Below are 14,450 nucleotides of genomic sequence, written 5' to 3'. Positions count from 1 at the left end.
CGGGAACCCCTCCAGGGTGCTTTTTATACTTAGCTACTGTTTTCCCAACTCAGTAACCAAGTGCGGAGCGCATGATAGCAAACTCGATTATGCTGTAAAGAGATTTCTTAGATATTTGGCGCGAATGCTGACTTTTTGGGCAAGAGCAACAAAAATTGGGCGTTTTGTATTAATTTTATGCGTAGCAACAGGTTACTTACCCATTAATTCGCAAACTTTACATTCCTTTACGCTCAAAGCCGTATCACTTGATAGAATTGCATTTATACAAACTTCGAGCTTTCCATATGAAAACTAAATCGATAATTCCTATTCTTTTATTCACTTTTATCTTTATCAACCCAGTGGCATTTGCAAAAGGGGCGCGCGGTGACCGATCCATCGCTGTTGTTACTTCGGAAGTGGCAACGCACGAGATTTCACAGTCGCTTTCTTTGATCGGAAAACTCGAAGCGAGTGAAAGTGTTGTGATTGCCCCAGAAGCGGCGGGCAAGGTCGACAGTATTTTGATCCGGTCGAATCAAGACGTAAAGAAAGGTCAATCGTTGGTAAAATTGAGTGACGACAAAGCGAAAGCCTCCGTGGCTGAGGCGACTGCGTATTTATCTGATCAGCAAAGGATTTTAAAAGAGTACCAACGGCTCTTAAAAAAAGGCGCTATTACTCAAACTGAAATTGATGGGCAAAAAGCCGCAGTAGAAATCGCAAAGGCTCGTTTAGCCGTCGCCAAAGCGAGTTTAAATGACTTGCATATAGATGCGCCATTTTCTGGCACGGTCGGATTTGTTGATTTTAGCCGAGGTAAACTGGTCAGTATTGGTGAGCAGTTACTTACTCTAGATAACTTAATGTTGATGGAATTGGATCTGCAAGTGCCCGAGCGCTACCTAGCCCAATTGTCTGTTGGCATGCTGGTAACCGCTGAAAGTCAAGCATGGGGAAATACCGTGTTTCAAGGCAAAGTGGTCGCTATCGACCCACGTATTAATCCAAACACGTTGAACCTGAGAGTGCGCGTGCATTTCAATAACCCAAACAAGCAACTCAAACCAGGAATGCTGATGGCTGCGACGCTTGATTTTCCTTCATTAAATGCGCCAATCATTCCGGTTCAAGCTCTTCAATATTCGGGCACAAAACGCTTTGTTTTCGTCATTGATGAAAACAATCAGGCTCATAAAACGGAAATTCTGCTTGGTGCGCGTATTGATAACCAAGTTGTGGTTGAGAAAGGCTTAGACATTGGTCAGAAAATCGTAACTCAAGGCGTCGTAAACATGCGTGACAGTGCAAAAGTTCGCGAGGTTAACGCTTCGGAAGGACAGAGCAAAGGTAACGCAGACAAGAATGCATCGCAGAAGGAGCAATAACCATGTGGTTATCTGATGTTTCTGTAAAGCGCCCTGTTGTTGCTATTGTCCTGAGTTTACTGCTTTGTGTGTTTGGTTTGGTTTCCTTTTCAAAGCTTGCCGTTCGCGAAATGCCCGACATTGAAAGCCCCATCGTTACTGTAAGCACTCGCTACGATGGCGCTTCAGCTACGATCATGGAAAGCCAAGTTACGTCTGTATTGGAAGACCAACTTTCTGGCATTAGCGGCATTGACGAAATTACCTCAGTTTCTCGAAATGGCTTTTCGCGGATCTCTATCAAATTTGAGCTAGGTTACGACTTAAATACTGGGGCCAGTGATGTGCGAGATGCCGTCGCTCGCGCACAACGTCGGTTACCAGACGAAGCGAATGATCCGATTGTTTATAAAGACAATGGCAGTGGGGAAGCTTCGGTATACATTAATTTAAGTTCTTCCGAACTCGATAGAACACAATTAACAGACTACACCGAACGCGTATTGGTGGACCGGTTTTCACTGATTTCCGGAGTGAGTTCCGTCAATATTTCCGGTGGTCTTTATAAAGTGATGTATGTGAAGCTGAAGCCTGCATTAATGGCAGGAAGAGGGGTTACAACAACCGACATCACTAGCGCTTTGCGTAGCGAGAATGTGGAAAACCCGGGCGGCGAAGTGCGAAACGACACAATGGTCATGTCGGTACGTACTGCTCGCCTCTACAATACCCCAGAAGATTTTGACTACTTGGTGGTAAAACAAGCCAGCAATGGGACACCAGTCTATCTCAAAGATGTTGCTGACGTATTCATTGGTGCACAAAACGAAAACTCGACGTTTAAGAGCGACGGTGTCGTTAACGTTAGTTTGGGCATTGTTCCCCAGTCGGACGCTAACCCGCTTCAGGTAGCAAAAGCCGTTCACCAAGAAGTTGAGCAGATCCAAAAATTTCTTCCTGAGGGGACACGTCTGGCTATTGATTATGATTCGACGGTCTTTATCGATCGCTCAATCTCCGAGGTGTATAACACGCTCTTTATAACAGGCGGTTTAGTTGTTCTCGTCCTGTACATTTTTATCGGTCAGGTTCGAGCAACGTTAATACCAGCGGTAACCGTACCAGTATCGCTTATCTCATCATTTATAGCGGCTTACTATTTTGGGTTCTCGATCAACTTGATCACATTGATGGCATTGATCTTATCGATTGGTTTGGTCGTGGATGACGCCATTGTTGTTGTCGAAAACATTTATCACCATATTGAGCGTGGAGAGTCGCCGTTACTTGCGGCGTATAAAGGCACAAGAGAAGTTGGCTTTGCTGTTGTCGCGACCACTCTAGTTTTGGTGATGGTATTTTTGCCTATCTCATTTATGGAAGGAATGGTTGGCTTATTGTTTACCGAGTTTTCGGTTTTATTAGCAATGTCCGTCATTTTTTCCTCTTTGATTGCCCTTACATTAACGCCCGTATTAGGCAGTAAGATCCTCAAAGCCAACGTTAAACCTAACCGTTTCAATCGTTTTATTGATTCAATGTTTGGCAAGTTAGAACGTACATACAGGCGAGCTTTGTCGAAAGCGATGGCATGGCGAGTTATTGCACCCATTATCATTCTTGGGTGTGTTGGTGGAAGCGTTTATTTGATGGAGCAAGTACCTTCACAATTGGCACCAAAAGAGGACAGAGGCGTTCTATTTGCGTTTGTACGTGGCGCTGACGGCACCAGTTACAATCGAATGAACGCCAATATCGACATTGTGGAGCAACGCTTGCTTCCACTGTTAGGGCAAGGTGTATTGAAATCCTTTAGCGTTCAATCACCAGCTTTTGGTGGTAGAGCGGGAGACCAAACCGGTTTTGTCATCATGATATTAGAAGATTGGCAAAATAGAGACAAAACGGCTCAGGAAGCTTTGGGTATGGTTCGTAAAGCGTTAGGGGATATCCCCGATGCCCGGGTGTTCCCAATGATGCCCGGTTTCAGAGGCGGATCAAGTGAGCCAGTTCAGTTTGTACTCGGAGGCTCGGATTATCAAGAACTGCAAAAGTGGGCAGATCTAATAAAAGACAAAGCCAACGATAGCCCATTTATGAATGGAGCAGAAATAGACTACTCAGAAAAAACGCCTGAACTGGTTGTAAGTGTCGATAAGCAGCGTGCAGCAGAATTGGGCATCAAAGTAACAGATGTTTCCAACACACTCGAAGTCATGCTCGGTGGTAAAACTGAAACCACGTTTATCGAACGTGGGGAAGAGTACGATGTTTATCTCCGTGGCGATGAAAACCACTTCAACAGTGCGATGGATCTTAGCCAAATTTACATGCGAACACGAAGCGGTGATCTGGTTACTTTAGATGCGGTAACTAAGATAGAAGAAGTGGGTTCATCCATACGCTTGTCACATACCAATAAGCAGAAATCCATCACCATCAGTGCGAATCTCAACGATGGGGTAACGTTAGGTGACGCTTTAGATCATCTGGATAACCTTGCGATTGACAACTTACCAAGTGATATCAGCGTGGCGTATTCTGGAGAGTCGAAAGAATTCAAGGAAAACCAAGCAAGTGTATTGGTCGTTTTTGCTTTGGCGCTATTGGTGGCTTATCTGGTATTAGCTGCACAGTTTGAGAGTTTTATTAACCCACTTGTTGTGATGTTTACTGTTCCAATGGGCGTTCTAGGTGGATTTTTGGGACTATTCTTTATGGAACAAGGGCTCAATATTTACAGCCAAATTGGCATGATTATGTTGATAGGCATGGTAACCAAAAATGGGATATTGATTGTTGAATTTGCCAACCAACTTAGAGACAAAGGCGTTGAGTTTGAGCAAGCGATAGTCGATGCAGCAGCGAGGCGTTTACGACCGATCCTAATGACGGCGTTCACCACGCTTTCTGGCTCAATTCCGTTAATATTATCGAGCGGAGCAGGCTACGAAAGCCGAGTGGCTGTGGGTACGGTAATTTTCTTTGGAATGGCGTTTGCCACATTGGTTACTCTGTTTGTGATTCCAGCGATGTATCGATTGATCTCTGCTCGTACACATTCCCCTGGCTATGTAGAATCGCAATTAAACGCTGAGCTGGCAAAGGACGTAAAAGCACGTTCATCGCACGGTGAGATCGCTTTGGCGTCATTAAATCCAAAACCCGAATTGAACACAAATAAGGAATAGCAATGGTCGATTTTAATTACAAGAACTTAAGCCAAGAAGAACAAGACAAACTGGATGCTGCTGTCTTTCGTCGCCTACTTAGTCACTTGGACAATAATAAAGACGTTCAAAATATCGACCTGATGATTCTGGCTGGGTTCTGTCGTAATTGCTTTAGCAAGTGGTATAAAGCAGAAGCCGATGACCAAGGGCTGGAATTGTCGATAGATGATGCGAGAGAACGTGTTTATGGAATGACTTACGGCGAGTGGAAAGAAAATCACCAGTTGCCAGCTACTCCAGAACAGTTAGCAGCATTTGAAGCGCGATCAAAAAAGTAGTGAGTAAGAAAAAGCGCCTTTCGGCGCTTTTTTAGTTTCTTAATTTTTTTGGGGGGGAAGGGGGCAAAAATCAGCCTGAAAGGTCAACATACCTTAGTATCCAAATTTTTGCTCTAGCTCATCAAGGTAGGGGGACAAATCCCCAATGTGGATGTTAAGCCAATCCGAGTTGTAGTAGGTATCAAGGTATCGTTCACCGCTATCGCATAGCAGAGTGACTAATGATCCCGTTTCTCCCTTGGCGTGCATTTCGATCGCTAATTGAAGAACGCAATACAGATTTGTTCCTGTTGATGCGCCCACTTTTCTGCCGAGTTTTCTCTCTAACCAATGTGCTGTTGCGATGCTGGCGGCATCTGGGATAGTACGCATTTCATCAATAACGCCGGGAATAAAGCTAGGTTCTACGCGTGGCCGGCCTATTCCTTCAATACGGCTGCCCATATTCAGTGTTATAGAACGATCACCAGTACGATAATAAGCATGAAATACAGAATTTTCTGGGTCTACAACACACAGTTTAGTCGGGTGCTTTTGGTAGCGAATAAATCGCCCAATTGTCGCGGACGTGCCACCCGTTCCTGCACTCATAACTACCCAAGTCGGTATGGGATGATCTTCTTGCGCCATTTGCTCGAATATACTGTTGGCAATGTTATTGTTCCCACGCCAATCGGTCGCTCTTTCTGCGTAGGTAAACTGATCCATGTAATGACCGTTTAGCTCTTCCGCCAATCTTCGTGATTCTGAATAGATTTCATCTGTGCGGTCGACAAAGTGAGCTTCTCCACCATAAAACTCGATTTGCTTTATCTTTGAACGAGCCGTTTTCTTAGGTACAACCGCGATGAAACGCAATCCGAGTAAACGAGCAAAATAGGCCTCACTTACCGCCGTACTGCCTGAAGACGATTCAATGATCGGGGTGTCAGGGCCAATCCAGCCATTGCAAATCGCGTACAAAAACAGTGATCTCGCAAGTCTATGCTTAAGCGAGCCTGTGGGGTGGGTACTTTCATCCTTCAAGTAAACATCAATGCCTTCAATGTAAGGCAAGTTGAGTTTTATGAGGTGTGTATCGGCACTTCTTTGGAAGTCGGCCTCTATTTTTCGGATTGCACTATTGGTCCAATCATGGTCAATACTCATTGCAAACAGCTCCTTGTTTACGACTTTCCACTTTTGTTATAAGTAAGTGATTGCGACACTCGCGAATTCACTTGGATAAAACGATAGCCCTATGGCTAGGAAAGCAACGTTTGTTAGAAAAAACACGTCGCTTTAGAAGCAAATTGAATTCAAAAAAACATGTTACTTCAGATCGTTTCGGGATATATAGAGTACGCTCGAAATGTAAGAAAATGTTTATTGTTTTTATACATTGTGGCCTAATTAAGGGAATTTATTTCTACATTTGAATTTTTTATGAGTAAACCATCACTGGATAGAATAGACAGAGAGCTTCTTATCCTATTGCAAAAGGACAGTACTTTGTCTTTGAATGAGCTGGCAGAACACGTCCACCTCACTACTACCCCTTGCTGGAAGCGACTAAAAAGGCTTGAAGAAGAAGGGTTTATAGATAAACGTGTGGCGTTATTGAACCCTGAAAAATTAGGATTGTGTTTTACAGCCTTCGTTATGGTCAAAACCAGTGACCATTCCCATGAATGGTATACCCGATTTGTCGAGACAGCTTCTGAGTTTCCAGAGGTGATGGAGTTCTATCGAATGGCCGGGGAATACGACTATATGATGCGTGTTTTAGTGCAAGATATGAAATCATTCGATGATTTCTATAAACAGCTCGTCAATAGCGTGGATGGCATTACCAACGTAACTTCTACTTTTGCGATGGAGACCCTAAAATACACAACAGCACTGCCTGTTTGAGTCAACTCCCGTCAATTCATGTAAAGCTCGGTAAAGACATTCGTAATCGTTAATACCCTGTCTAAACTCATTGTTAAGCGAACAGTTTAGACAGGAGACAACATGAAAGCCCTCTACATAACTCTTACGATAACGATATTAGCAGGATGCAATGCTGGAACGACTGAAACGGATTCTTCATCACCTTCTACTATCAATAACAGCTCATCAGGTCTTCCTCAAAACGGTAATATCACCAATTACACTTTTACTTCCCTTTCGGGTGATTGCCTTGATTACCTCGGCTCTCTCACTTCAAGCGTTACCGATATTCAACGCTCTATTTCATTCAATGGTGCTGTGAGCATATCTTCTGCCGGAAGCAAATGTGTGATTGAAAGTAACCATATCCCAAATCACGACTTTAATGATCAAACGGCATCCTTCGCGACTAATGCAAGCGAACAGGATTCCGATTATGAGATCACAGCGAACCCGGTATTGGCTGGGTCTACTACGGCTTTAAGTATGGCGGTATCGGAGGGGGTATTCCTAAACGGTGTTAATGTCGATATGTTAGCCGCAGCGTGTTACGGCATAGGCAGTGAACCTTTAGGGCAAGAGAAAATTGGATGTGGTCAGAGCCAAATTAATAACCCGTGGCGTTACGATCCAATGTCGAGTTTGAATGGGTTCGGCACCGATCAGCACAATGCTCACGTGCAGCCAACGGGGAAATACCATTATCACGGAAACCCTGTGGCATTATTCATTCAAAATTGCGTGGGTGGGAACGCGTCACCTGTTGTTGGTTTTGCCGCAGATGGTTTTCCGATTTATGGCAGCTGCTTTGATGATAGCGGTACAGTGAGAAAAGCGACACCAAGTTACCAATTGAAATCTGGTACTCGTCAGAACGTGTCAGGGTATTCAACGCCAGTGGCTGGGCAAGGTGTTGTTGCGAGTGGGAATTATGATGGGCAATTTCGCGGAGATTACGAATACGTAAATAACCTTGGAGATTTAGATGAATGTAATGGTATGACGGTGAACGGACAATACGGTTACTACATTACGGACAGTTATCCATGGGTTGTTAATTGTTTCAAAGGAACGGTAGACAGCTCGTTCTCGATGTCTGGAATGATGAGATCGCATAGCCACGATGGGGATGTTCATACACATTAGAGCATCATCTGTTCACCCGAATCGTGCTCAATCATGGCTATGAAAAGAAAACCGGCAGCGAAACGCGCTGCCGGTTTTTTGCGTAAAGATCTGTCGGTATTTCGAGATGTTTTTTCAGCAATACATCGGCTATTTTGCAAACCGCATTACGCCCTCCTGAACGGCAGAGGCAACTAATGCTCCCTGCTGATTGTAGATTTCCCCACGCACGAGCCCACGTGTATTACTTGCGGTAGGGCTGTCTATGGAATAAAGCAGCCATTCATCCATTTTGAATGGGCGATGAAACCACATAGAGTGATCGATTGTCGCTACTTGAAATTTTGGTGTCATTAAAGACACTTCATGTGGATGTAAGGCCGTTACCAAGAATCCCCAATCGGACGCGTACGCTAACAGGTATTGATGAATCAATTGATTGTCAGGTACTTCACCATTGGCTTTAATCCAAAGGTATTGTGTCGGGTCGGTCTTTTTGGGTTTTAGTGGATTAACCACGGTTACAGGACGCACTTCAATGGGTTTTTCGCCACAAAATGCGCGTTTGATTTTCTCAGGTAAGAAATCAGCAATTTGGTTCGCGAGCACCGACTCCGAGGCATAGTTTTCTGGTCCTGGAATATTTGGCATTGTATTTTGATGCTCAAACCCAGGTTCATCACCGTGGTAAGACGCCGTTAAGTAAAAGATCGGACGTCCATTTTGAATCGCTTTCACTCGTCGCGTGCTAAAGCTGCGACCATCTCGCAGATTTTCAACATCATAAATAATGGATTTTTCAGGATCACCTGGAAATAAAAAATAACTGTGGAACGAATGCACAGTCCTATCACTATCTACCGTATAACGAGATGCTGAAAGTGCTTGCCCAATAACTTGTCCACCATACACTTGTGGCAATCCAAGATTTTCACTTTGCCCACGGAAGAGTTCTTTTTCTAGCTGTTCTAACTGCAACAAATCAAGCAGCTCATTTAATGGTTTACTCATCGTACCTCCGTCAAAGTTATGTCAATTAAATACCTTGGATAACGACAAAAAACAAGTTTGGGCGATATACTCGCACCACATCCATTAACTCGGAATAAAAGTGATGAAGAAACTATTGGTACTCGTAATGACTGCCGCTGCTGGCATTGGTCTGGTTGGTTGTCAAAACGCTGAAGAGTCTTCCGCTACCGTTGAAGTTAAACCTGTAGAGATGGCATTTGTTGAAGGCTCAATCTACTACCGTGAACGTATAGCTTTACCGGACAACGCGCAGGTATCGGTATCACTACAAGATATTTCACTTGCCGATGCCCCGTCTGTGCTTCTTGCCAAACAAGAGTTTGAAGCCAATGGAAATCAGGTGCCGTTCTACTTCAAGTTAGACTATAACAAGGCGAATATCCTGCCTCAGCATACATACAGTGTCAGCGCTCGTATTGAAGTGGAGGGAGAGTTGATCTTTATCACCGATACCGTTTTCCCAGTTATTACCGATGTTAATCAAACGCATAAATTGGATCTTATGTTGGTGAATGCGCGCTAACTCCAACGGAAAGACAGACCATTCATCGCTTCTTTAAGTCATTTTTCTACACAGAAACTGTTAGAGGTGAAGAACGAGTGGTCTGATTTTTTGAGCATTCAGCTGTCATTACTGCTGAGTGCTCAATTCATACTCAGAACAATGAAGCGAGCGCTACAGTTCCCATTGATAATCTTTTAAGCGAATCTTTCCCGCCAAATTTACTACCACGCCTTCTTCTTCAAGTTTGCCTTTCTGCCTGTCGAAACTCGATCCTTTTAACGAGATCTCGCCACGACTGTTGATCACTCGATGCCAGGGTAATTTGCTGTTTTTAGGTAGGTTTCCAAGAGCTTTTCCTACATGCCTTGCGTAGCCAGGATATCCCGCTAGTTTTGCGACTTGTCCATAGGTGGACACATTACCATATGGAATTTGGTGAATTACTGCAAAGATTTGGCTTAAAAATTGATCCATACTGAGATTGTCCTATTTCGTCCACGGAATATAAGGAGAGAGCTATGGTATTTTCGTTGCTCCAATTCATTGTTACCACTTTACTTGCGATAGTTTGCGCAAGGGCCTTGAGTTTGAGCGGTGGTGATATTCCTGTATTGGCTTTGGTTATACCCGCATTGTGGATTCTGCCGCAAGGCGGCATTGCGGGGTTGATTCTATTAGCGTCTTTGGCAGTGTATGGTTTTACATTGCCATTGCAACCCATTGCTATGTCTTTGAGTGTTTGGATCTTATTCCCGTTACTAATGGTGACTTTCTCAAGGCGCAGTAGCGTATATGTTCTCATTACAACTGCGGCTACCATAGTGGTAATGCAAGTTGGCATTATGGTGACGCAGGCAGAAGGAAAAATTCCCGGTGAGTGGGGGATAACCCTAATTCAAACTCTATCGGTCATGACGACTTGGTTTGCAGCTAGACATTGGAAAAGCTCATCTCAGCATAGCTGGTGGGCACTTTCACTTATTTTAGCCTTGTGGTTAGCGGGGTGGGCACATGCCGCACTTATCGCTTTGTGTATTGTTGGCATCATCGCATCTGCCGAAACCTTGCCCAAATTATCCAAATTTAACTGGAACAAATTACTTTGCTGGACATTGCCTACTGTAGGGTTTGCTGCAATGGTAACGTCCGAAGCGGTAGAAATTCCTAATCCGGTATTTGTTGTTTGGATATTCTTTTTAGGAACGGCATGGGCGACGGACTACGTACTAAGATCAGCAGATGAACACGATGACTCATAAAATGCTTTAGCTCGTAGCTCAAATTTACTACATATGTTTATCAATAAGTTGCTTTTTGAACAAGCCTCACATTAATTGAGTGTTGTTCTGTGTTTATCTTAGTAGCTCTTTTCTTTGTTACATTAATGTGAAAGATAGATGTGTTTTACGGCACAGAGAGCGATAAGTGAAAAAATTTGCAGCCCTGTTGAGCGCCTTACTGGCACTACAACTTATGGGAATAAAAGTGGTTTATGGGCAAAAATCTCAATATATTGTCGCAACTGAAGCGGATGATGTCGTAACCCATTTTTTGTTTGATATGATATCTGAAGAGTTCTCTGTCGAGGTCGTGTACAAAGACATGCCCGATTTTGAATCCGTTCTTGGATCGGTTGCAAGAGGTGAAAGTGATTTTGCTGCAAACGTCACTCACACCGAAGATAGAGAACCACTTTTCGAATTCTCAGCGCCAACCAATATTGAATACACCTATTTGTTTAGCCCATCAGGGTTAAGCCTTAGCGAAGCCGAAGTCATCGGTGTTCCGAAAAACACTATCTATGCTGATCTGATTTCCCACAATTTCCCAAACATCAAACTTATCGAATACAGCGGCTATGAAGATGCCAAAAACCTTTTGCTATCAGGGGAAGTCAATGGGGTAGTTGATGCCATAAACCAGCTTAAAGCAATGCTGACGATTGGATTAGACGCACAACTACTTAACGATCAAATTTCTATTAAACCTGTTTCTATCATCTCACCAAAAGGCCAGAATAAAAAAGAGCTCCAGCGCATTGTTGATTTTGTGCATTCCGAATCCATGCAAAAAAGGCTTCGTACACATATAAGCCAATATCAGTTTGATATTCGTAGAGATGCCCTAAGACGAGATATGTTGGTGCTAGGGCTGAAATCCCATCAAACGTTTCGCGTGAAATTAGAAAATGCCTATCCATACGTCGAATACAACGATAAAGGTTTAGTACGTGGAATCAGTGCCGATACGGTAAAACAGGCGTGCCATTTACTCACATTTACCTGTGAAATCGTTAGTACGCATGATGAAAGTTGGGAAAGTATGTATGGCGATTTAATAGATAAAAAAATCGATATTCTAGCGCCCTTAACCATCTCGGAGCAGCGTAAAAATATTGCTTACTTCAGCGTTCCTCACTATTTCCCCGAAGCCATCATTGTAAAACGCCTTGGTTTTAAACCCGATGTTTATCGCCACGTATCAGAGCTGATTACAGAGCGAATTGGAGTGGTTAGAGATGACTTCTTCGACGAATTACTCAGCCAGTTGTTGCCACAAAAAACCTTTATTCGATATTCGAGCCAAGAAGAGCTCGTGAACGCGTTAGTCAACGATGAGATAGATTACATTGCCTTAGATAAGGCAACACTCAATATCTTATTAAAAGAGCAAGAACTACTGCCTATTACTCAGGATTACAGTATTGAGAGTTTTCACAGTTCGGAAATAGCGCTGGGCTTTCCTAAAACGACGCAAGGAGAGGTGCTGGCAGCGTTATTTTCACGAGCCATCCGAATGTTAGACACTGCAAGCATTAATAGTAATTATGATAAGCAACCGGATTGGCGTAACACGTTAGAGAAAGAGCAAGAACTCGCCAATAAAACGAAGCGTCTGTTCATGGTCGCCATTGCCTTTGTATTGCTCGTTGCTTACCTACTGTATCGCCAAGCAAATACCGACAGTTTAACCAAACTGGAAAATCGTCGGGCACTTAACCTCAAATACAGTCGAGGTATCAAACCATGGCAAACTGTAATTTATCTCGATATCAACGATTTTAAGCAAATCAATGATCAGTTTGGGCACGACGTAGGAGACAGAGTCATCCAGACCTACGCGTCCATTATTCGAAGAAACTGGAAAGGAAATTGGTACCGGATTGGCGGCGATGAATTTATTCTCGTTTGCTCCAAGCCATTGCAAGATAAAACAAAAGTCCTTAAAAATCTCAAGCTGTTTTCATTTTATATGGCTGAAAGGGATAGAGACTTATCGGTTTCTGTGTCTATTGGTGTGTTTGAACCTCGCCAAAAAGAATACACATTACGAGAGATTCTAATTCGTGCCGATGAAGCCATGTATCAATCCAAGCGAAAAGGGGAGCCGACCTTCGTCGATACCGATTCGTAACATACAGAAATTGCTCACTTTGCGTAATCTTTCGTCATTCAGATCAAGAATGTGCTAATAATTAATGGAGAGGGTTGCAATCGGGGGGCGGATACTGAATAATCCATCCTGCCTTCGGGGATACCCTTGGGCACTACAGAATCTATGGAGGCCCTGGTCCTCCCGCAACACTAACTTGTGAACTCGGTCAGGCCCGGAAGGGAGCAGCCGCAGCAGGCGACGTGTGTGCCGGGATGTGGCTGGGGTCTCCGCCCTTTTGAAATGCCGCTTTTTATAAGCGGCGTTTTACCATCTAAATCCTTTCAAATCCAAGTACGTTCTCTATCAATATCTGACGTATTCTTAGTGCAAAAATAAGAGCTTTGACATTGCATTTTAGATGAAAAAGCCAGCAGTTACTCTGCCGACTTTTCGTTGATGAATTCTAGTTGCTCAAGGTGATTATCATAGCTAGCCTTTGCGCTAGTTATTGTAGGAAACACAAGACGCGTAGCTCTTCATCCTTACTGAATGAGGAATGGTCTTGTTGTTGACTAAATCCACCGAGTAATACTTATTGTCTTTCGCTGGGTGATTTGTCCAATACTCGTAATAACCCGGCCAGCCATAGTTTGCAGTTAGATCACCTAGAAAGAATACTAAGCTGTACAGTTCATACCTTGTCGGTCTTGTCCAATTAGTACGCCCCATAAATTTGAGATCATTTAGGGCATTGCAGTATCGGTCTAGTTGACCATCTTGACCGTAGTTAGAGCTATTTGGGTTGTCTTCCCAACCCCATCCATCGTAACGAAAGCGAGCAAATTCTCCTTCTATACGAGTTTCTTTGTACGTAGCTCCATAAGACTTGCCATAGTTGTAGCGAGAGTCATCCAGTTTGTAACCAAGTTGCTTCATTACCTCAATACTTGGTGTCGCGGTAAATAGCTTGTCATACGCTTCACCTGAGTCACCTTCTATAACTTTAAGGCAATACCCTGCGGCATTGTACCTATCTGTATCATTCACTTGTCCTCCGCATGGGAGAAGCCCAGTGGTAACAGTAATTGTTATGCCATTGCTGGTCAGTCCATCAATTGTAAACCAGACCGTTGTGCTCCCTCTTAGCTGCCCTGTTAGCTCACCCAATTCATTTATACTTGCCACATCGTTATCGCCAATATGCCATGTTAACGGTTTGCCAATAAGAGACGAACTCGATCCGTCGCCATAAAATCCTCGTGGGTTGAGTTGTGTCGATTGATTTTCTGCAATGCTACTCATCTCAGACTTCAGCGATAAATTGTACAGCGTGCCTTGGTCATCATACGTGTATATAGATTCTTCTGAAGAGTCAGTTTTATCCTCAGTTTCTTCAGGATTGCTTGTTGTAGGCTCACCGTTACTGTCGGATTCTGTATTCGAGTTTTCGTTAGATGCCGTGTCTGTACTGGTTGAATCGNNTCAGTGGTCGTTTCAGAGTCGGTGGATCCTGATGTGGTCTCTGTGCTGGTTGAATCGGTGGATTCCGTTGCAGCTTGCTCCGTCTCACCAGAGTTTGATGCAGACTCAGTCGTTGCTTGCTCAGTGGTCGTTTCAGAGTCGGTGGATCCTGATGTGG

The 14,450-nt window shown here is 43.8% G+C and carries 12 protein-coding genes, 1 other RNA gene and 1 pseudogene; 10 read left to right on the top strand and 4 right to left on the bottom strand.

The window, feature by feature from the left end:
- The 4 genes and pseudogenes from VPNCDNU1_RS29145 to VPNCDNU1_RS21395 all read left to right on the top strand — a co-directional run.
- Positions 1–298 (top strand): annotated as a pseudogene (locus VPNCDNU1_RS29145) (hypothetical protein); the annotation flags it as partial.
- Positions 288–1,370 carry an efflux RND transporter periplasmic adaptor subunit gene (locus VPNCDNU1_RS21405; RefSeq protein WP_104402227.1) on the top strand — a complete coding sequence of 361 codons (1,083 nt, stop codon included), beginning with the start codon at positions 288–290 and terminating at the stop codon, positions 1,368–1,370. The pseudogene VPNCDNU1_RS29145 and the gene VPNCDNU1_RS21405, both read left to right, overlap by 11 nt.
- Positions 1,371–1,372: 2 nt before the next feature.
- Positions 1,373–4,540 carry a multidrug efflux RND transporter permease subunit gene (locus VPNCDNU1_RS21400; protein ID WP_104402226.1) on the top strand — a complete coding sequence of 1,056 codons (3,168 nt, stop codon included), beginning with the start codon at positions 1,373–1,375 and terminating at the stop codon, positions 4,538–4,540.
- 2 nt (positions 4,541–4,542) lie between these two features.
- Positions 4,543–4,860 carry a DUF1244 domain-containing protein gene (locus VPNCDNU1_RS21395; protein ID WP_104402225.1) on the top strand — a complete coding sequence of 106 codons (318 nt, stop codon included), beginning with the start codon at positions 4,543–4,545 and terminating at the stop codon, positions 4,858–4,860.
- Positions 4,861–4,953: 93 nt separating this feature from the next.
- Here VPNCDNU1_RS21395 and VPNCDNU1_RS21390 read toward each other — a convergent pair whose 3' ends face one another.
- The gene (locus VPNCDNU1_RS21390; protein ID WP_104402224.1) at positions 4,954–6,009 is read right to left on the bottom strand and encodes a PLP-dependent cysteine synthase family protein; all 1,056 of its coding nucleotides are present in this window, start codon (positions 6,007–6,009) and stop codon (positions 4,954–4,956) included.
- 276 nt (positions 6,010–6,285) lie between these two features.
- Between VPNCDNU1_RS21390 and VPNCDNU1_RS21385 the strand changes: the two genes are divergently transcribed.
- Together VPNCDNU1_RS21385 and VPNCDNU1_RS21380 are read left to right on the top strand one after the other, a co-directional pair.
- Positions 6,286–6,753, top strand: coding sequence for an Lrp/AsnC family transcriptional regulator (locus VPNCDNU1_RS21385; RefSeq protein ID WP_104402223.1), 468 nt, complete (start codon positions 6,286–6,288; stop codon positions 6,751–6,753).
- 102 nt (positions 6,754–6,855) lie between these two features.
- On the top strand, positions 6,856–7,920 hold the full coding sequence (locus VPNCDNU1_RS21380; protein ID WP_104402222.1) for a YHYH protein: 1,065 nt from the start codon (positions 6,856–6,858) through the stop codon (positions 7,918–7,920).
- A 129-nt stretch (positions 7,921–8,049) separates the two neighbouring features.
- Here VPNCDNU1_RS21380 and tesB read toward each other — a convergent pair whose 3' ends face one another.
- Complete coding sequence (gene tesB, locus VPNCDNU1_RS21375; protein WP_104402221.1) at positions 8,050–8,910, bottom strand: acyl-CoA thioesterase II; 861 nt, start codon at positions 8,908–8,910, stop codon at positions 8,050–8,052.
- 103 nt (positions 8,911–9,013) lie between these two features.
- Here tesB and VPNCDNU1_RS21370 point away from each other — a divergent pair, with 103 nt between their 5' ends.
- The gene (locus VPNCDNU1_RS21370) at positions 9,014–9,454 is read left to right on the top strand and encodes a YbaY family lipoprotein (protein ID WP_104402220.1); all 441 of its coding nucleotides are present in this window, start codon (positions 9,014–9,016) and stop codon (positions 9,452–9,454) included.
- A 153-nt stretch (positions 9,455–9,607) separates the two neighbouring features.
- Here the strand turns inward: VPNCDNU1_RS21370 and VPNCDNU1_RS21365 are convergent, their stop codons facing one another.
- Entirely contained in the window at positions 9,608–9,910 is a 303-nt protein-coding gene (locus VPNCDNU1_RS21365) for an MGMT family protein (RefSeq protein ID WP_101115745.1), read from the bottom strand.
- A 44-nt stretch (positions 9,911–9,954) separates the two neighbouring features.
- Between VPNCDNU1_RS21365 and VPNCDNU1_RS21360 the strand changes: the two genes are divergently transcribed.
- The 3 genes from VPNCDNU1_RS21360 (at position 9,955) to ffs (ending at position 13,098) form a co-directional block, all read left to right on the top strand.
- On the top strand, positions 9,955–10,695 hold the full coding sequence (locus VPNCDNU1_RS21360; protein WP_104402219.1) for a hypothetical protein: 741 nt from the start codon (positions 9,955–9,957) through the stop codon (positions 10,693–10,695).
- Between the two features lie 166 nt (positions 10,696–10,861).
- Positions 10,862–12,850, top strand: a complete 1,989-nt coding sequence (locus VPNCDNU1_RS21355; RefSeq protein ID WP_104402218.1) for a GGDEF domain-containing protein — start codon at positions 10,862–10,864, stop codon at positions 12,848–12,850.
- 151 nt (positions 12,851–13,001) lie between these two features.
- An RNA gene (gene ffs, locus VPNCDNU1_RS21350) (signal recognition particle sRNA small type) lies at positions 13,002–13,098 on the top strand.
- A gap of 214 nt (positions 13,099–13,312) precedes the next feature.
- Here the strand turns inward: ffs and VPNCDNU1_RS21345 are convergent.
- Positions 13,313–14,113 carry a DUF1566 domain-containing protein gene (locus VPNCDNU1_RS21345; protein WP_104402217.1) on the bottom strand — a complete coding sequence of 267 codons (801 nt, stop codon included), beginning with the start codon at positions 14,111–14,113 and terminating at the stop codon, positions 13,313–13,315.
- Positions 14,114–14,450 lie beyond the last annotated feature (337 nt).

The sequence above is a fragment of the Vibrio penaeicida genome, assembly GCF_002933855.1.
GTDB lineage: Bacteria > Pseudomonadota > Gammaproteobacteria > Enterobacterales > Vibrionaceae > Vibrio > Vibrio penaeicida_A.
The sequence above is the reverse complement of the archived record's forward strand: the minus strand, read 5'-3'. Positions and strand labels throughout refer to the sequence as shown.

Bases quoted from the DNA above. Each gene is read 5' to 3' on its own strand.
- VPNCDNU1_RS21405 (WP_104402227.1), top strand. From the start codon at position 288: ATGAAAACTAAATCGATAATTCCTATTCTTTTATTCACTTTTATCTTT.
- VPNCDNU1_RS21400 (WP_104402226.1), top strand. From the start codon at position 1,373: ATGTGGTTATCTGATGTTTCTGTAAAGCGCCCTGTTGTTGCTATTGTC.
- VPNCDNU1_RS21395 (WP_104402225.1), top strand. From the start codon at position 4,543: ATGGTCGATTTTAATTACAAGAACTTAAGCCAAGAAGAACAAGACAAA.
- VPNCDNU1_RS21390 (WP_104402224.1), bottom strand. From the start codon at position 6,009: ATGAGTATTGACCATGATTGGACCAATAGTGCAATCCGAAAAATAGAG.
- VPNCDNU1_RS21385 (WP_104402223.1), top strand. From the start codon at position 6,286: ATGAGTAAACCATCACTGGATAGAATAGACAGAGAGCTTCTTATCCTA.
- VPNCDNU1_RS21380 (WP_104402222.1), top strand. From the start codon at position 6,856: ATGAAAGCCCTCTACATAACTCTTACGATAACGATATTAGCAGGATGC.
- tesB (WP_104402221.1), bottom strand. From the start codon at position 8,910: ATGAGTAAACCATTAAATGAGCTGCTTGATTTGTTGCAGTTAGAACAG.
- VPNCDNU1_RS21370 (WP_104402220.1), top strand. From the start codon at position 9,014: ATGAAGAAACTATTGGTACTCGTAATGACTGCCGCTGCTGGCATTGGT.
- VPNCDNU1_RS21365 (WP_101115745.1), bottom strand. From the start codon at position 9,910: ATGGATCAATTTTTAAGCCAAATCTTTGCAGTAATTCACCAAATTCCA.
- VPNCDNU1_RS21360 (WP_104402219.1), top strand. From the start codon at position 9,955: ATGGTATTTTCGTTGCTCCAATTCATTGTTACCACTTTACTTGCGATA.
- VPNCDNU1_RS21345 (WP_104402217.1), bottom strand. From the start codon at position 14,113: ATGAGTAGCATTGCAGAAAATCAATCGACACAACTCAACCCACGAGGA.